The organism is Lentzea sp. NPDC037011, from assembly GCF_055607425.1.
The window spans coordinates 64,600-81,669 of record NZ_JBVJRT010000007.1; the positions used below are offsets into that span (position 1 = coordinate 64,600).

17 protein-coding genes are annotated in these 17,070 nt (G+C 69.9%); 11 read left to right on the forward strand and 6 right to left on the reverse strand.

Annotated elements, in window-relative coordinates:
- The first annotated feature begins 98 nt into the window (after positions 1-98).
- The gene (locus tag ACZ7CH_RS22540) at positions 99-1,388 is read left to right on the forward strand and encodes a serine/threonine-protein kinase (RefSeq protein WP_470374761.1); all 1,290 of its coding nucleotides are present in this window, start codon (positions 99-101) and stop codon (positions 1,386-1,388) included.
- A 154-nt stretch (positions 1,389-1,542) separates the two neighbouring features.
- Here the strand turns inward: ACZ7CH_RS22540 and ACZ7CH_RS22545 are convergent, their stop codons facing one another.
- From ACZ7CH_RS22545 to ACZ7CH_RS22555, 3 genes are all read right to left on the reverse strand, one after another.
- Positions 1,543-2,208, reverse strand: coding sequence for an HAD family hydrolase (locus ACZ7CH_RS22545; RefSeq protein WP_470374762.1), 666 nt, complete (start codon positions 2,206-2,208; stop codon positions 1,543-1,545).
- A gap of 156 nt (positions 2,209-2,364) precedes the next feature.
- Positions 2,365-3,663, reverse strand: coding sequence for a wax ester/triacylglycerol synthase family O-acyltransferase (locus ACZ7CH_RS22550; RefSeq protein ID WP_470374763.1), 1,299 nt, complete (start codon positions 3,661-3,663; stop codon positions 2,365-2,367).
- Between the two features lie 61 nt (positions 3,664-3,724).
- On the reverse strand, positions 3,725-4,624 hold the full coding sequence (locus tag ACZ7CH_RS22555) for an anti-sigma factor RsbA family regulatory protein (protein WP_470374764.1): 900 nt from the start codon (positions 4,622-4,624) through the stop codon (positions 3,725-3,727).
- A 274-nt stretch (positions 4,625-4,898) separates the two neighbouring features.
- Between ACZ7CH_RS22555 and ACZ7CH_RS22560 the strand changes: the two genes are divergently transcribed.
- Entirely contained in the window at positions 4,899-5,633 is a 735-nt protein-coding gene (locus ACZ7CH_RS22560; RefSeq protein WP_470374765.1) for an alpha/beta fold hydrolase, read from the forward strand.
- Here the strand turns inward: ACZ7CH_RS22560 and ACZ7CH_RS22565 are convergent.
- From ACZ7CH_RS22565 to ACZ7CH_RS22575, 3 genes are all read right to left on the reverse strand, one after another.
- The gene (locus tag ACZ7CH_RS22565) at positions 5,630-5,806 is read right to left on the reverse strand and encodes a DUF397 domain-containing protein (RefSeq protein ID WP_458431271.1); all 177 of its coding nucleotides are present in this window, start codon (positions 5,804-5,806) and stop codon (positions 5,630-5,632) included. The two genes, ACZ7CH_RS22560 and ACZ7CH_RS22565, sit on opposite strands and share 4 nt — an antisense overlap.
- Complete coding sequence (locus ACZ7CH_RS22570; RefSeq protein ID WP_470374766.1) at positions 5,781-6,626, reverse strand: helix-turn-helix domain-containing protein; 846 nt, start codon at positions 6,624-6,626, stop codon at positions 5,781-5,783. The genes ACZ7CH_RS22565 and ACZ7CH_RS22570 overlap by 26 nt, the downstream gene beginning before the upstream one ends.
- Positions 6,627-6,692: 66 nt before the next feature.
- Positions 6,693-7,232: an MOSC domain-containing protein gene (locus ACZ7CH_RS22575; protein WP_360396192.1), complete on the reverse strand. Its 540-nt coding sequence runs from the start codon at positions 7,230-7,232 to the stop codon at positions 6,693-6,695.
- Between the two features lie 285 nt (positions 7,233-7,517).
- Here ACZ7CH_RS22575 and ACZ7CH_RS22580 point away from each other — a divergent pair, with 285 nt between their 5' ends.
- The 9 genes from ACZ7CH_RS22580 to ACZ7CH_RS22620 all read left to right on the forward strand — a co-directional run bounded on the left by ACZ7CH_RS22580 (position 7,518) and on the right by ACZ7CH_RS22620 (position 16,868).
- Complete coding sequence (locus ACZ7CH_RS22580; RefSeq protein ID WP_360396193.1) at positions 7,518-8,513, forward strand: LacI family DNA-binding transcriptional regulator; 996 nt, start codon at positions 7,518-7,520, stop codon at positions 8,511-8,513.
- Between the two features lie 115 nt (positions 8,514-8,628).
- The gene (locus tag ACZ7CH_RS22585) at positions 8,629-10,272 is read left to right on the forward strand and encodes an ABC transporter substrate-binding protein (protein ID WP_470374767.1); all 1,644 of its coding nucleotides are present in this window, start codon (positions 8,629-8,631) and stop codon (positions 10,270-10,272) included.
- Positions 10,269-11,177: an ABC transporter ATP-binding protein gene (locus tag ACZ7CH_RS22590; RefSeq protein WP_458431274.1), complete on the forward strand. Its 909-nt coding sequence runs from the start codon at positions 10,269-10,271 to the stop codon at positions 11,175-11,177. Before ACZ7CH_RS22585 ends, ACZ7CH_RS22590 begins: the two co-directional genes overlap by 4 nt.
- Complete coding sequence (locus ACZ7CH_RS22595; protein WP_360396197.1) at positions 11,174-12,154, forward strand: ABC transporter permease; 981 nt, start codon at positions 11,174-11,176, stop codon at positions 12,152-12,154. The genes ACZ7CH_RS22590 and ACZ7CH_RS22595 overlap by 4 nt, the downstream gene beginning before the upstream one ends.
- 6 nt (positions 12,155-12,160) lie before the next feature.
- Positions 12,161-12,979, forward strand: a complete 819-nt coding sequence (locus ACZ7CH_RS22600) for an ABC transporter permease (protein WP_360396198.1) — start codon at positions 12,161-12,163, stop codon at positions 12,977-12,979.
- Positions 12,976-13,932 (forward strand): ABC transporter ATP-binding protein, encoded by a 957-nt coding sequence (locus tag ACZ7CH_RS22605; RefSeq protein WP_470374768.1) that lies wholly within the window; start codon positions 12,976-12,978, stop codon positions 13,930-13,932. Before ACZ7CH_RS22600 ends, ACZ7CH_RS22605 begins: the two co-directional genes overlap by 4 nt.
- Positions 13,925-15,283 (forward strand): GH1 family beta-glucosidase, encoded by a 1,359-nt coding sequence (locus tag ACZ7CH_RS22610; protein ID WP_470374769.1) that lies wholly within the window; start codon positions 13,925-13,927, stop codon positions 15,281-15,283. Before ACZ7CH_RS22605 ends, ACZ7CH_RS22610 begins: the two co-directional genes overlap by 8 nt.
- A gap of 80 nt (positions 15,284-15,363) precedes the next feature.
- A complete protein-coding gene (locus tag ACZ7CH_RS22615) occupies positions 15,364-16,632 on the forward strand; it encodes a lysine N(6)-hydroxylase/L-ornithine N(5)-oxygenase family protein (RefSeq protein WP_470374770.1) in 1,269 nt (422 codons plus the stop codon).
- Positions 16,633-16,673: 41 nt separating this feature from the next.
- Complete coding sequence (locus ACZ7CH_RS22620) at positions 16,674-16,868, forward strand: MbtH family protein (protein WP_458431281.1); 195 nt, start codon at positions 16,674-16,676, stop codon at positions 16,866-16,868.
- The last annotated feature ends 202 nt before the right edge of the window (positions 16,869-17,070 follow it).

Sequence of the window (17,070 nt, forward strand, 5' to 3'; positions counted from 1 at the left end):
GGCACACGGGCCGTCCGCCACCCGGTTGATCTTCACGGTGGCCGGGTAGCCGGGATTCCACGCGACCGGTTAGGTTGCTGCGCGATGAGCGGAGGCGCATGAACGAGCCGTGGGACGGCGACCTGACCGGGTCGGTGATCGACGACCGCTTCGTCGTCGGTTCGCTGCTCGGTTCCGGCGGCATGGCCGAGGTCTACCGCGCCTACGACCGCTCGACCACGAGCTCGGTCGCCATCAAGGTGTTCTCCGGCCCCGGCCTGCCCGACGACGAGATCCGCCTGCAGCGCGAGGCGACGATGCTCGCCTCCGTCGAGTGCCCCGGCATCATCCCCGTGTACAGCTCCGGCAAGGTCGCCCGCCGCCCATACTTCGTGATGCGCGAGATCTCCGGCGGCACCCTGCGCCAGCGCATGCGCGAACCCCTGCCCCCGCGCCTCATCGCCCGCATCGGCGGCCAGGTCGCGGCGGTCCTCGACCACGTCCACGGCCTCGGCGTCGTGCACCGCGACGTGAAGCCGTCGAACATCCTCCTCGACGACGCCGAGAAGCAGGCCTACCTCGCCGACTTCGGCTTGGCCCTCCTGCCGGAGCTCACCAGGGTCACCTCCTCCGGCATCCTCGTCGGCACCGCCGGCTACCTGGCCCCCGAACAGGTCCGCGGCGCCGAGGTGGGCCCGAAGGCCGACATCTACTCCCTCGGCCTGGTCCTGCTCGAATGCCTGACCGGCCGCGCCGAGTACCCCGGCGGCGACGCGGAGGCCGCCCTCGCCCGCCTCGCCCGCCCACCCCGCGTCCCCGTCGACCTGCCGGTGTCCTGGATCTCGCTGCTGACGGCGATGACCGCCTCCGACCCGTCCCGCCGCCCCACCGCGGCCGAGTGCCGCACCGCACTGGAAGCCGCCCACGAGGCCAGCCGCGGCGTACCCGCCCTCCTGCCCACCGCACCGGTGGCCGCCCACGACACCCCCACCCCACCCACCCGCTCCCGCCGCTGGGCCCTGACCGCCGCCGCCGCGTTCGCCGTCGGGGCCGTCGGTGTCGCGGCCGTGGTGTTCGCGCTGGCCGGTGGCGGCGACAACGCCCCGGCGGCACCGCAGGTGGCACCCGACCCGTCCACGCAGGTCGTGACCGTTTCAGCGTCGACGGTGACCGTGGTGCACACGGCGGAATCCGGCCAACCCGGGGTGGTCCGTCCCACCGGGCAGTCGGGGAGTGCGGGGCCGAGCGGGTCTTCGGCGCCCGGGGTGGTGCCACCTGAGGTGACCACCACGGACGTCGTGCCCACCAGTGAGGTCGTCGTGGCGGAGGAGACGGACACGACTCGGCGGAGCAAGGAGCGGGCGGCGACCACTTCGAAGCCCCGGCCCACGCAGGGGCAGAAGCCTTAGGGCGTCGGCTGGTCGCGCTTGGCACGGTTCTGGCTCGGAGTGGCTCGGCTCTGTTCGCTTCAACAGCCGCCGCGGCATTCGGCGCACCCCAACGGTCGCCGCAGCTCCACCCCAGCCGCCCCGGCTCAACCGCCGTTCGCCGCCACCCAGCCCATCAGCTGGCCGACTCGTCCACCTCCCCGAACGGCAGATCCGCCAGCTCCCCGCGAACCGTGTCCAGGTCCGGGTACACCGCCGACGCCCCGCTGTCGATCAGCTCGTCCTCGCTCACCCCACCCGTCAGCATGCCGATGGACGGCAGGCCCGCGCGGCGGGCGGCTTCGCAGTCCCAGACCGAGTCGCCGATCATCACCGCTCGGTTGCCCTTCGCCTCGCGGAGGGCGGCTTGGATGATGTCGGGGGCGGGTTTGCTGGCGTCGACGTCGTCGGAGGTGGTCCAGGCGACGTCGCCGGGGTCGAGGAGTTTCAGGTAGTGCTCGATGTGCTTGCTCTTGCCGGAGCTCGCCAGCACGACGGACAGGCCCATGTCGGTGGCGGCGTGGATCAGGCGGTGGGCGCCTTCGAAGGGCTGGATCTCGTCGATCAGCTCGTCGAAGTAGCGTTCCCAGGTCGTGCGGAGGGTGTCGCCGTGCTGTTCTTCCACGTGGTCGCCGGCCACCGCGGCCACCATGCGGTCGCCGCCCATGCCGATCGCGCGGTGCACGCGCCAGGCCGGCACCGTCAGGTCGATGCTGCGGAACGCGCGCAGCCACGCCACGGTGTGGTGGTAGTTGGTGTCGACCAGGGTTCCGTCCACGTCGAGGACCAGGGTGTTGCTCATGGGCGTGGGCTGCCCGTGTCCTCGTCGGAGCAAACTCCCGTGGGCCCTCCTTCCCGCGTTTCCGTTTTGCGGGGCGCGCGAGGTGGTCTGTTTCGGACATCTACCAGACGGGCCCCAGCGTGAATCCGGACGAGCTTCACCCGGTCGGGTGAGACCTCAGCGCACCGAGCCCACCAGCGAACGGGTTCCGCTCAACGCCGCCAGCTCGCGCCGCAGCACCCCGTCGAGCCACTGCGGGTCCGACATCCACGACTGGTTCGTGTGCAGGCAGACGTGCACCGACGACCGGTACACCGACAGCGCCACCCCGACCGCGTGACCTGGGGCGACGGGTGCGACCGGGTACATCTCGGCCAGTGCGGCGCCGTCCAGCGACAGCGGCACGGACGGCAGGGGGACCGAGGTGACCAGCGTGTCGAACAGCAGGGGTGCGCAGCGCGCGGCTACCGGGGCGGCCAGGCGGTGCAGCAGGGCGGGGACCTTGTCGGCGAGCAGCGGGAGGGCGCCTGCGCCGCGGTCGGGGCCGGCGGCCTTGGCGGACTCCATCTGGGTGCGCACCGAGCGCAGGCGTTCCAGCGGGTCCGGTTCGCCGACCGGCAGGGACACCAGGAAACCGGAGATCGAGTTGCCGGCCGCGCCGTCACCGGAGCGCGTGCGCTGGTTCACCGGGATCAGCGCGCGCACCGCGGCGGTCGGGCCGGCCGCGTCGTGCGCGGTCAGCCAGTGGCGCAGCGCACCGGTCACCAGGGCCAGCAGCACGTCGTTCACCGTGCCGCCGTGCGCGCGGCGGATGCGGTGCACGTCGGTGAGGTCCACACGCGACATGACCACCCGGCGCGGGCGCGTGGACGAGGTGAGCACCGGCGAGTTCAGCGTCGGCGGGCGGGTGTTCTGCAGCACGGCGGACGCGATGTCCAGGGTGTCCCTGATGTCCCGCAACGACGGCAGCGACGGGAACAGCGGGCGCGGCGCCGGTTCCGCTGCATCCGGAATGGACAGTCGGGACGCGTCGAACAGGCGCAGGCCCAGGCCGACCGCCTTCATGCCGTCGCACAACGAGTGGTGCAGCTTCGCGAACACCGCGAACCGGCCGCCGGCCAGGCCCGTGACCACGTGCAGCTCCCACGGCGGGCGCGCCAGGTCGAGCGGCTGGGCCATCAGGTGCGAGATCAGCGTGGCGAAGCGGTCGCGGCCACGGACGTGGTGCGTGAACACGTGATCTTCAGCCGCGAAACCGGGATCCTCCACCCAGCGCGCGCCGCCGAGCAGGCCGGTGCGGGCGCGGGCGCGCAGGCGGGGGACTTCCGCGGCGCGTTCGCAGAGCACGGCGGCGATGCGCGCCGGGTGCACGAGGTTAGTGGGCGTGAACGTGGCCACCGCGCCGAGGTGCAGCGGATTGCTGTTGCCCTCCATGGCGAGGAAGGCGACGTCGAGGGGGGAGAGGTGGTCGGTCATAGGTGTGCAAGGAAAACAGGTCCGCGTGTCCTGCGCATTGCGATGAGATGGCGGCGACTCCCTACCGCCCCAAGTACACCCGAACGGTGGTGCCGCTGTGACTCGTGTGAGTGCGAACCAGGTCACACAGCAGGTTCACCATCACGATCCCGAAGCCCGACAGGCCCGTGAACGACGGCGGGAAGCCGGTTCCGGAGTCGCTCACCTCGCACACCGCCGTGTCGCCCTCGCGCCAGAACCGCAGCACGCCCCGCCCGGACGCGTGCAGGATGCTGTTCGTGGCCAGCTCGTTCACCGCGAGCACCAGGTCGTCAACCTGTTCGCGGCGCAACCACTGCGCGTACGTGGACACGAGCTTGCGCACGTGCGCCAGCGTCCCGACGGAGAACGCGTGCTCCTCGGCCGTCGCGGGCGGCGGCGGCAGTGGCACGTTGTAGACCTCCGACAGCCCCGCCGGGTCCGTGTACGACTCGGACGCGACCCGCCGCGACCCGTCGATCACCACCGGATGCGTCCTGCGCGCGTCCGCCAGCACGTGCTCCGGCAGCGAACCGGCGTTGTACGGGCACAAAATGACGCCCTGGCGCCCTTCGAACGCCGTGTTGACGAGCGCCTCGTGCTGGATGCACGCCGGATATTCGAGGTCGCTGCGACCCGGCCACATCGGCTCGCCGACCATCCGGACGCGGCGCTGCGGCGCCGACGCGCTGAACGCCATCAGCACACCGGGGATGATCCGGCCGGGGTTGCGGCCCGCCTCGGTCATGTCGATGAAGTGCACCTGGTCGGCCCGCTCGGCCAGCCGCGCCCGCAACAGCGCGATCTTGCGCTCCGGCACGGCCACCAGCACCGGCTCGCCGCTGTCGACCCCGTCTGCCACGAATCTGGCCGTGCTGACGAGGAACTCGTCCTCATCCCGGTAGAACAGGGCCTCGTGTGCGAACGGAGCAATGGAGTTCATCAGCAACCTGAGGGCTTCGGTGGCGTGGGCAACGCTTCATTCTGCTACCCGTAACACCGTTTCGGCGGGGGCCAGCCCGGTGGTTTCGGCAGACGGCGGCCCACCGTGCGGGACGGGCGGTGCGGACCTGCGCATCCTGTTCTCGATCACCGGCCCACGGGTATCTCCCGTCACGCGGACGGCGGCGCCCGACCGGTGGAACGTCCGAAGTGGAGCGGAGTTGCGGCAGGCCGGCGGACCGGCGCATCATCCCGGCGAAGAGGAGGCGAGGGGCATGATTCCGCACTTCACGCTGAGCGGCCACGAGGACGCCCCGGTGCTGGTCCTCGGCAACGCTCCCGGCACCACCACCGCCCTGTGGAACGACTTCCCGCTCCCGTTCCGGCTGCTGCGCTTCGACCTCCCCGGCCACGGCGGCAGCGCACCCGCCGAGCACGCCACGGTCGAGTCGCTCGCGTCCGGGGTGGTCGAGCTGCTGGACCACCTCGGGCTGCGCCGGGTGCACTACTGCGGCGTGTCGCTCGGCGGCATGCTCGGCATGTGGCTCGCCGCCAACACCGACCGGATCGACCGATTAGCGCTCGTGTGCACGTCCGCGTGGCAGCCCGACAAGTCCGGCTGGGACGAGCGGATCAGCGCCGTCCGCTCGTCGGGCCTGGCAGCGGTCGCCGACGCGGTCGTCTCGCGCTGGTTCACGCCGGCGTTCTCCCCGGCCGCCGTCACGCGCTTCCGCACGGACCTGCTGGCGGTCGACACCGCCTCCTACCTCGTGTGCGCGCGGGCCGTCCGGGACGCGGACCTGCGGCCGGAGCTCGCGAAGATCGACGCTCCGACCGTGGTGATCGCCGCGGCACGCGACCAGGAGACGCCGCCGGAGTGCGCGCGGCAGATCGCGGAGGACCTGCCGAACTCCGACCTCTACATCGTCGGCGACGCCGCGCACCTGGCCGTCGTGGAGGCACCGAGGACGATCTCGGTGATCCTCGACGGCCACCTCGGTGACGCCTAGGCGATCCAGCCGACCAGCGAACGCCACGCGGTCGTGGAGAACGCCAGCACCTCGCCGTCCGCGTTCTTGGAGTCCCGCACCAGCGCGTCCTGCGACAGGGCGACCTCGACGCAGTTGCCCGCGCCGTTGGAGCCGCTGCGAGAACTCTTACGCCAGATCCGTTCCTGAGCCATGAGGTTCCTCTCGAAGTCCACTGACGTACTCCATCAGCTTGCTCTTCGATTGTTGCTCATCCAAGGCAACGGCCGACAGTCGCTCGAAGAGACGCCTGCTCCGCTTCACTGCTGCTGCGTCCTGCGCAAAGATCTGAGCGGTGCTGGTCTCGCTGTACACGATCGGGGCAGCTTTCTCGAACTCGTACAGCACGCAGCCCGGCCCCAGGGCGGAGATCCGGACGTCCGCGGGGATCAGCCGCACCATGTGCGTGTTGAACATCAGCCGGAGGTACTGCTCCTCCATGTCCCGCGCACTGCCGAGTTGCGCCTGCAGAGCGATCTCGTGGACGTAGAACACGCACTGGGGAGGCGAAACGCGCCGCAGGATCGTCTGTCGTTCACCTCGCGCCTCGACGAACCTCTCCACCTCTTCCTGCGGTTCACCACCGGCAAGAAGTTCGCGTGAGTAGTTCCGGGTCTGGAGCAGGCCGGGTGGGGTGATGAGGTCGTAGCTGGTGATCTTCGTCGCCAGCGACTCGGTCATGGCAAGGGTGCGCAGGTTCTCGGGCATCTGCGCGAAGTACGGGTCGAAGGCGTGCCGGTAGCGCTGCCGGAAGGCCTCGATGAAGTCGATGTCCTTGCCGCACGTGCTGAGGAACTGGACGATGTCGATCTCGCTGGCGTGCGCCTTGCCGTGCTCGATGTTGGACACCTTGCTCGGGTCCCAGCCGAGCCGCGCCGCCATGGCGCGGCCGTGCATCGACGTCGACGACTCCCGTATGAGGCGGAGCTCGTCACCCAGGTCCCGGCTGTACGCGGTGGAGTAGATCGCGGTCATGGCCAGGGACGCTAAGCGTTGATTTCAAAACAAGGTACTGGCTCGTTCGGGTGAAAACGGACCAGGTCAGACCTTCTCCAGCGGCCGGTGCGGCTCCGCCGGCAGCTCGACCCGGATCTCGTCGCCCGGCCGCACGACGCCACCGGTCAGCACCACGGACATGATCCCCGCGCGCCGGACCAGCTTCCCGCCGGGGCCCTTGCCGACGACCTCCTTGAGCATCCCCGTGGAGAACCGGTCGATCTGCACGCACGGGTTGCGCAGGCCGGTCACCTCGACGACCGCCTCCGGCCCGAGGTGGAGCAGCGTGCCGGTGGGCAGGCCGAGCAGGTCGATGCCGCGGGTGGTGACGTTCTCGCCGATCGCGCCCGGCTCGATGGCGTAACCCTTGGCGCGCAGCTCGTCGAACAGCTCCTCGTGCATGAGGTGCACCTGGCGCAGGTTCGGCTGCGTCGGGTCCTGCGCGACGCGCGAGCGGTGCTTGACCGTCACGCCCTGGTGCACGTCGCCCTCGACACCAAGGCCGGCGAGGAGCGTGATGCTCTCGCGGACGGGCTTGGTGAACGTGTACTCCTCGCTGCGGCTGACCGCCGTCACAACCCCCATGACGTCGATTGTGCACGATGATCCGGAGGCGTGCTGCTGGGCCGTTCGACGTAACGGAATTCGTCCGGAAAATGTTGCTGCCGCACGCATTGCGCAGACCGGGACGTCCCGGTTCCGTCCACGCGACGGGAGTGTCACCTGCGGTGATCACGGAGAGCGTGGAAACGCTCTCACGAACTTCCGTCTGAACTATTGACTAATCCTCACGTGAGGCTGTTGACTGCGTCACACCTCGGCGGAACCGGTTACGGAACCGGTTCCAGAGGCGGCGGAAGGAAGTTCGGCATGCGTGTCACGATCGCTGAGGTCGCCCAACGCGCCCAGGTGTCCAAGGCGACCGTGTCACGTGTGCTGAACGGCAAGCCCGACGTGGACGCCTCCACCGCGCAGCGCGTCCGCAAGGTCATCGACGAGATCGGTTACGTGCCCAGCGCCCGTGCGGTCGGGCTGGCGCGGGGCCGCACCCGCACGGTCGGCATGCTCGCGCCGTCGCTGACCTGGCCGTGGATGGGCGAGGTGCTGCAGGGCATCGTCGACACCCTGGAGGCCGACGGCTACGGGCTGCTGCTCTACACGATCAACCGCGGGCCGGAGTCGCTGAACCAGTTCGCGAACCACGTGTCCGCCAACGCCTTCGACGGCCTGCTCGTGGTCGAGCCGCCGGACACGCTGCACTACATCTCCACGCTCTACCGGGCCGGGCTGCCCGTCGTCATGATCGACGACCGCGGCTCGCACCCGGAGTTCCCCTCGGTGACGACGACGAACCGGCAGGGAGGCGCGGATGTCGCACGGCATCTCGTCGCGGCGGGCCGCCGCAGGTTCGCCGTCGTCACCGGGCCCCCGCACTTCGGGTGCACCCAGGCGAGGCTGGACGGGTTCCGGCTCGCTTTGGCGGAAGCGGGCCTGACGCTGCACCCGGACCTCATCGTCGACGGCGACTTCACCACCGAGGGCGGCGAGGTCGCCGTCGACAAGCTCCTCGCGAGCGGCATCCCGTTCGACGCGATCTTCGCGCACAACGACCTCTCGGCGGTCGGCGTGCTGCGGGCGTTGCGCGAGGCGGGCCGGGTCGTGCCGGACGACGTGGCCGTGGTCGGCTTCGACGACGTCCCGGTCGCCGGCCACACCGAACCCCGGCTGACGACGATCCGCCAGCCCGGCCAGGAGATGGGCGCCGCCGCCGCGCGGATGCTGCTCTCCACGCTCGAAGGACAGCCGATGCCCGACCACCCGCTGGTGCTGCCGACTTCGTTGATCGTGCGCGAATCCGCGCCCTAGAAAAGCACGCGAACACAAATCCGAATACCGAACCCACCGGTCACCGCACGCGACCGGTGTCTTCGGCCTGCCTGTGAGAGAGCGCTCTCACATCATTCGTATCGGGAGAGTCCCCATGCGCAGAACAGTCATCGTCGCGCTGGCACTGGCGCTCGCGGCGGCCGGGTGTTCCTCCGGTGGCAGCACCACCAAGGCGTCCGGAGTACTGACGGTGGGCATGCCCAACGGGCCGCTGACCGAGAACCACAACCCGTTCCTGCCCACGTCGGCGGCGGGTTCGCTCGGCTACCGCTACCAGATCTACGAGCCGCTGGCGTTCGTGAACAACACGCGCCCGGCCCAGGAGCCCGTGCCGTGGCTCGCGACCAAGTGGGACTGGACCGACAACTACAAGAAGGTCTCCTTCACGCTCCGGGAGAACGTGAAGTGGTCCGACGGCAAGCCGTTCACGGCCGCCGACGTCGCCTTCTCGTTCGAGATCCTGAAGAAGTTCCCTGCGCTCAACAACCGCGACTCGCTCAAGGTCGAGACCGCGACGGCGACGCCGGACGGCAAGGTCGAGGTCACGTTCGCGACCCCGCAGTTCGTGACCCGCAACAAGGTCATCAGCGCGATGGTCGTGCCCCAGCACATCTGGAGCACGATCGCCGACCCGACGACCTACACCAACCCCGACCCCGTCGGCACCGGCCCGTACAAGCTGAAGTCGTTCACCTCGCAGACCGTCACGATCGAGCGGCGCGCCGAGTACTGGCAGGAACTGCCCAAGGTCCCGCAGATCCAGTACACCTCCTACAACGACAACACCGCGCAGACCACGGCGCTGGCCTCGGGCGCGAGCCAGTGGTCGTACGTCTTCATCCCGGACTACCAGAAGCTCTACGTCGACAAGGACCCGAAGAACCACAAGCTGTGGTTCCCGGCCGGTCTCGGCATCCACGGCCTGTGGCTGAACCACACCGTGGCGCCGTTCGACAACGCCGCGCTGCGCTCGGCGATGAGCGACGTGATCGACCGCGAGGCGATCTTCGTCCGCGGTGAGGCGCGGCTGTTCCCGAAGCTGGAGTCGCCCACCGGCATGCCGCTGCCCGCCGGTGACTCGTTCCTCGCGCCGGAGTACAAGGACGCCCGGTTCGAGATCAACGTGGACAAGGCCAAGCAGAAGCTCACGTCCGCCGGGTTCACGCTGGACGGCGGCGTGCTCAAGGCGCCCGGTGGCAAGCCGGTCACGATTGAGCTCACCAACCCGTCCGGCTGGTCGGACTACCTGACCGTGCTCGACATCATCAAGAGCGACCTGAAGAAGATCGGCATCGAGGCGACCGTCCGCACGCAGACCGCGGACGCCTGGACCACCGACTTCGCGAACGGCCAGTTCCAGGGCTCGCTGCGGTGGACGAACACCGGTGCGACGCCGTACGAGATGTACCAGAACATCATGGACGGCGCGGAGCTCAAGGCGCTGGGCCAGACCGCCGCGGTGAACTTCGGGCGCTACAACAACCCCGACGCCACGGCCGCGCTGGCCGAGTACGCGAACGCCACGGACGACGCGGCCCGTGCCAAGAGCCTGGCGACGCTGCAGAAGATCATGGTGGAGCAGGTGCCGATGATCCCGACCTCGGCCGGTCCGATCGGTGCGGAGTACAGCACGAAGAGCTGGGTCGGCTGGCCGTCCGAGGAGGACCCGTACGGTCCGCCGCAGGCCACGCTGCCCAACGCCCTGCAGATCGTCATGAAGTTGCAGCCGGCGTCATGACTCAGGAGGTCGCGCTGGAAGCACGGGGTCTGGTCAAGACCTACAAGCGCGTGCGCGCGGTGCAGGACGTTTCCCTCGTCCTGCGCCGCGGGCGCGTGACCGCCCTCGTCGGTGAGTCGGGGTCGGGCAAGTCGACGGTGGCGAAGCTGCTGGCGCGGCTGGTGGAACCCACGTCCGGCGAGATCCTGCTGGACGGCAGGCAGGTGCGGCGGGTCCGGGAGTACCGGCGTTCGGTGCAGATGGTGTTCCAGGACCCGTTCGCCTCGCTCAACCCGGTCCACACCATCCGCTACCACCTCGTCCGGCCGCTGAAGATCCACAAGCGGACCGAGACGCCGGAGGAGCTGATGGAGCGGGTGCACCTGCCCGCAGACTTCCTCTCCCGGTACCCGCACGAGCTGTCGGGGGGCCAGCGCCAGCGCGTCGCCATCGCGCGGGCGCTGGCCGCCAGCCCCGAGGTGCTGCTCGCGGACGAACCGGTGTCCATGCTGGACGTCTCCATCCGGCTCGGGGTGCTGAACCTGTTGCTGGACCTCAAGGAACGGCTCAAGCTGGCCATCCTCTACATCACGCACGACATCGCGTCGGCGCGGTACTTCGCCGACGAGACGTTCGTGATGTACGGCGGGCAGCTCGTCGAGGGCGGCGACAGCGAGACGGTCACGCAGCGGCCCGCGCACCCGTACACGCAGCTGCTGATCGAGTCGGCGCCCGACCCCGACCGGGCCGTCGTCGCACTCGACGCGCCCGCCGAGGACGTCGCCGAGGTCTCCGCAGGGTGCCAGTTCGCCGCGCGCTGCCCGAAGGTGCAGGCCCGGTGCTGGACCGACGCGCCACCGCGGGTGGACGTCGACTCCCGCGGGCACTGGGCGGCCTGCTGGCTGTACGTGGAGGCGGCGGCATGACGTTCCTGCTGCGCCGTGCCGTGTTCTACCTGGTCACGCTGTGGGCGGCGATCACGGCGAACTTCCTGCTGCCCCGGCTGCTGCCCGGCGACCCGGTGCAGGCGATGATCACCAAGCTCGGCGGCCGGCTGAACAGCGACGCGATGGCCTCGCTGTACGTCCTGTTCGGGCTGGACGAGAAGAAGTCGCTGTGGGAGCAGTACGTCGACTACTGGGGCGCGCTGCTGCGCGGTGACCTCGGGCTGTCGTTCACGTTCTTCCCCACGCCGGTGGCCGACGTGCTGTCGCAGTCGCTGCCGTGGACGCTCGGGCTGGTCGGCGTCACCACGGTCATCGCGTTCGTGCTCGGCACCCTGGCCGGGGTGTACGCGGGCTGGAAGCGCGGGTCGTGGCTCGACTCGCTGATCCCGGTGACGACGTTCCTGTCGTCCATCCCGTACTTCTGGCTCGGGCTGATCGCGATCTCGGTGTTCTCGGTGACGTTCCCGCTGCTGCCCGCCTCCGGCGGCTACGCGGCGGGGCTCGTGCCGGAGTGGTCGTGGGAGTTCGTCGGAAGCGTGCTGGAGCACGCCGTGCTGCCCGGCATCACGATCGTCGTGTCGTCGGTCGCCGGCTGGGTCCTGGGGATGCGCAACATGATGGTCACCGTGTCGGCCGAGGACTACGTCCTGGTCGCGCGGGCCAAGGGGCTGTCGCAGCGGCGGATCATGTTCGCCTACGCGGCGCGCAACGCCGTCCTGCCGTCGATCTCGGGCTTCGCGCTGTCGCTCGGGTTCATCGTCGGCGGCGCGCTGCTGGTCGAGATGGTGTTCTCCTACCCGGGACTCGGCTACGTGCTGTTCCAGGGCATCGGTGCGAAGGACTACCCGTTGATGCAGGGCGTGTTCCTGGTGATCACCCTGGCGGTGCTGGTGGCGAACCTGCTGGCGGACGTCGGCTACCTGCTGCTGGACCCGCGCACCCGGCGGGAGGGCTGAGCCGAGATGAACTTCAAGACCCGCCTGGGACTGGGCATCCTCGCGTTCTTCGCCGTGATCGCCGTGGTCGGCGAGTGGATCGCGCCGTACGACCCGTCGGAGATGGGCAACGACCTGCTGTCGCCGCCGTCGGCCGCGCACTGGTTCGGCACGACGATGACCGGGCAGGACATCTTCTCGCAGGTGCTCGTCGGCACCCGCGGCGTGATGGTCGTCGGGCTCGTCTGCGGTGTGCTCGCGACGATCCTGTCCATCGTGGTCGGTGTGACCGCCGGGTTCCTCGGTGGCGCCGCCGACGAGGCGTTGTCCATGCTGTCCAACGTCTTCCTGGTGATCCCGGCGCTGCCGCTGATCATCATCGTGGCGTCGATGCTGCCGTCGGCGGACACCGTGCTGATCGCGGCGGTGATCTCGCTGACCGCGTGGGCGTGGGGTGCGCGGGTGCTGCGGGCGCAGACGATGTCATTGCGCCGCAGGGACTTCGTGGAAGCCGCCCGCGCGTCCGGTGAGCGGACCTGGCGGATCATCGTGTTCGAGGTCCTGCCGAACCTCACGGCCGTCATCGCCTCCGGCTTCGTCGGCACCGTGATCTTCGCCGTGATGCTGCAGATCACGCTGTCGTTCGTCGGCGTCGTCTCGCTGTCGACCTGGAACTGGGGCACGGTCCTGTTCTGGGCGCAGTCGAACCAGGCGCTCGGCCTGGGCGCGTGGTGGTGGTTCGTCCCCGCCGGCCTGTGCATCGCACTGCTCGGCACGGCGCTGGCACTCATCAACTTCGGGATCGACGAGTACGCGAATCCCCGCCTGCGGAAGGTGCGCGCATGAGCCCGGTCCTGGAGATCCGCGACCTCTCGGTCGACTACGGCTCGTTGCGGGCCGTGCACGACGTCTCGCTGACCCTGAACGCCGGTGAGGTGCTGGGCCTCGCCGGCGAGTCGGGGTCCGGCAAGTCGACCCTGGCCTACGCCGCGACCCGGCTGCTGCAACCACCCGGCCGGGTGCCGTCGGGCGAGGTGCGGTTCAAGGGCCACGACCTGCTGGCGCTCACCGACCGGCAGCTGCGGGAGCTGCGCTGGAACGAGATCGCGATCGTGTTCCAGGGCGCCATGAACGCACTGAACCCGGTCATCTCGGTCGGCGCGCAGCTCGACGACGTGCTGCGCACGCACCGGCCCTCGATGGACCGGTCCGCGCGGACCGCTCGCGGCCGTGAGCTCCTGTCGCTCGTGGGCATCCCCGCCGACCGGCTGACCGCCTATCCGCACCAGCTCTCCGGTGGCATGCGCCAGCGCGTGATGATCGCGATGGCGCTCGCGCTGGAACCCGAGGTCGTCATCATGGACGAGCCGACGACCGCGCTGGACGTGGTGGTGCAGCGGCAGATCCTCGGCCAGATGATGCGGCTGCGCGAGACGCTGGGCTTCTCGATCATCTTCATCACGCACGACATCTCGCTGCTCGTCGAGTTCTCCGACCGCATCGCGATCATGTACGGCGGCCGCGTGGTCGAGGAGGCACCGGCGGCGGAGATCTACCGCGCCGCACGCCACCCGTACTCGCAGGGCCTGCTCGGCTCGTTCCCGGCCCTGCGCGGTCCGCGCCGCGAGCTGCGCGGCATCCCCGGCTCCCCGCCGGACCTCAGGTCGATGCCGTCCGGCTGCCCGTTCCACCCGCGCTGCCCGTCCGCGCTCGACGTGTGCAGCGCCGAGATGCCGCGGCTGACCGCCGTGGACGAGCGCCGCCGCGTGGCGTGCTGGTTGGAGGAGGTCCATGTCTGAGCTCGCCGGTCTGCCCGCCGACTTCTACTGGGGCGTCGCGACGTCCGCGTACCAGATCGAGGGCGCGCACGACGAGGACGGCCGTACACCGTCCATTTGGGACACATATTGCCGCCGGCCCGGCGCTGTCGTGAACGGCGAGAACGGTGACGTGGCGTGCGACCACTACCACCGCATGCCCGCCGACGTGGCGATGATCGCCTCGCTCGGCGTCGACCGGTACCGCTTCTCGGTGTCGTGGCCGCGCGTGCAGCCGGGCGGTCGCGGCCCGGTGAACCCCGCGGGGATGGACTTCTACTCGCGCCTGGTGGACACGTTGCTGGAGGCGGGCGTCGCACCGTGGCTGACGCTCTACCACTGGGACCTGCCGCAGGAGCTGGAGGACGCGGGCGGGTGGCCGGAACGCGACACCGCCCACCGCTTCGCCGAGTACGCGGAGCTGGTGCACGACGCACTGGGCGACCGCGTCTCCACGTGGACGACCCTGAACGAGCCGTGGTGCTCGGCGATGCTCGGCTACGACGTGGGCCGGCACGCACCCGGTCGCACGGACTTCGCCGACGCGATGCGCGCCGTGCACCACCTGCTGCTGGGCCACGGCCTCGCGGCGCGGTCGTTGCGCTCGCGCGGCGTGACCGACCTCGGCATCACGCTGAACCTGGGCGTCTCCACCCCGGCCTCCGCCGACCCGCGCGACGTGGACGCCGCCCGCCGCGCCGACGGCCTGGGCACCCGCATCTACCTGGACCCGCTGGTGCACGGGCGGTATCCCGAGGACGTGCTGGCCGACATCGCCGCCCGCGGCGCCGCGCTGCCCGTGCACGAGGGCGACCTGGAGGTCATCTCGACGCCGCTGGACGTGGTCGGCGTGAACTACTACTCGTCGCATGTCGTGAAGGCGACCGACGACCCCGCCGCACCCGAGGTGGTGCCGACCGGGCGGCCGGTGACGCACATGGGCTGGGAGATCGTGCCGGAGCGGTTCACCGAGCTGCTCCTGCGGCTGCACCGCGACTACGGGGTGCCGATGGCGATCACCGAGAACGGCGCGGCGTTCGAGGACTCCGCCGACCCGTCCGGGTTCGTCGACGACGCCGACCGGGTCGAGTACTTCCGCACGCACGTCGCCGCCGTCGCCGAGGCGGTCAGGGGCGGTGCGGACGTGCGCGGCTACTTCGCGTGGTCGCTGATGGACAACTTCGAGTGGGCCTACGGGTACGAGAAGCGGTTCGGGATCGTGCGGGTCGACTACGAGACCCAGGAGCGGACGCTCAAGCAGAGCGCGCTGTGGTTCCGGGACCTGATCGCGGAGCTCCGGGCGGTGCAGATCACGTCCGAAAGCACTAGCTAAGGCGTGCCTTAGTTAGGTTAGGGTCACTTTGCGTGCGAGAACCGCGACGCACAGGGATCCGGCCACGGGAGGACCGCGCGATGGAACCGGTGACAGACCTGGCCGGGATCGGCCTCGGGCCGTCCAACCTCGCGCTCGCCATCGCGGTGCAGGAGCACGAGCGGCCGGTGCTGGCGCGGTTCTTCGAGAGGCAGCCGCGGTTCGGGTGGCACCGGGGCATGCTGCTCGACGACGCGACGATGCAGGTGTCGTTCCTCAAGGACCTGGTGACGCTGCGGAACCCGACGAGCGGGTTCAGCTTCCTGTGCTACCTCCGGGAACGCGGGCGGCTGGTCGACTTCGTCAACCACAAGAACCTCTTCCCGCTGCGCAAGGAGTTCCACGACTACTTCGAGTGGGCGGCGGAACGGGTCGCGCACCAGGTGTCGTACGGCAGCGAGGTCACCGACGTCCGACCGTGCGCCGAGGGGTTCGAGCTCGTCGCGAAGGGCCAGGTCACGCGCACGCGCAACCTCGTGCTCGCGACCGGGCTGGAGGTGAACCTGCCGGAGGGGGTCGAGGCGGGGGAGCGGATCTGGCACAACCGCGACCTGCTGCACCGCGTCGGTGAGCTGGAGGACCCGCGGCGCGTCGTCGTGGTCGGGGCGGGCCAGAGCGCGGCGGAGACCGTAGCGTTCTTCCACGACCGGTTCCCCGGCGCCGAGGTGCACGGGGTGTTCGCGCGGTACGGGTACAGCCCGGCGGACGACAGCCCGTTCGCCAACCGGATCTTCGACCCCGCGGCGGTGGACGACTTCTACCGCGCGCCGGAGGGCGTGAAGAAGAAGCTGATGGGCTACCACGCCAACACCAACTACGGCGTCGTGGACCAGGACCTGATCGAGGAGCTGTACCGGCGGGTGTACCGGGAGAAGGTGCTGGGCCGCCAAAGGCTGGTGCTGCACAACACCTCGCGGCTCACGGACGTGACCGCGGACGGCCGGTGCGTGATCGAGTCGCTGGCCGACGGCGCGCGTGTGCCGGTCGACGCCGACGTGATCGTCTACGCGACCGGGTACCGGCCGGCGGACCCCGTGCGGGTGCTGGGGGAGCTCGGCGACCGGTGCGAGCGGGACGAGCTCGGGCGGCTGAAGGTCACCAGGGACTACCGGGTGGTCACCGACGCCGGCGTCACGGGCGGGATCTACCTGCAGGGCGGCACCGAGCACACGCACGGCATCACGTCGTCGCTGCTGTCCAACACCGCGGTGCGGGCGGGGGAGATCCTCGACTCGATCCTGCGGCGGACGCAGGCCGTGCCCGCGGTCGGGCAGGACGCTGTGGCGAAGGTGGCCGCGCCCGTGAGTTAGGGTGACCTAACTCGTCAGTGGAACCGGAGAGGACCAACGCCATGACCAACCCGTTCGAGGACCCGCAGGGCCGATTCTTCGTGCTGGTGAACGAGGAGCAGCAGCACTCGCTGTGGCCGGTGTTCGCGGAGGTGCCCGCCGGGTGGACGAAGGTCTTCGGCGAGGAGAGCCGCGAGGCGTGCCTGGCCTACGTCGAGGAGAACTGGACCGACATGCGCCCCCTCTCAATCCGCTAGCCCCTCTCCCCCTCCTGCTCTTCCGGCATCTGCAAGTACCACCAACACTTGATCAAATCGCCGCTGACTACCACCAACATGTTCACCGCTCGCCGAACCAGGACTGGGGTTCGCGGGCGGCCGGAAGCGCTGTTGGTAGTAGAAAAGTGCCTGTTGATGTTGAGTTGGTGGTACTTGCAGATGCTTGTGGAGGCGGGGCGCC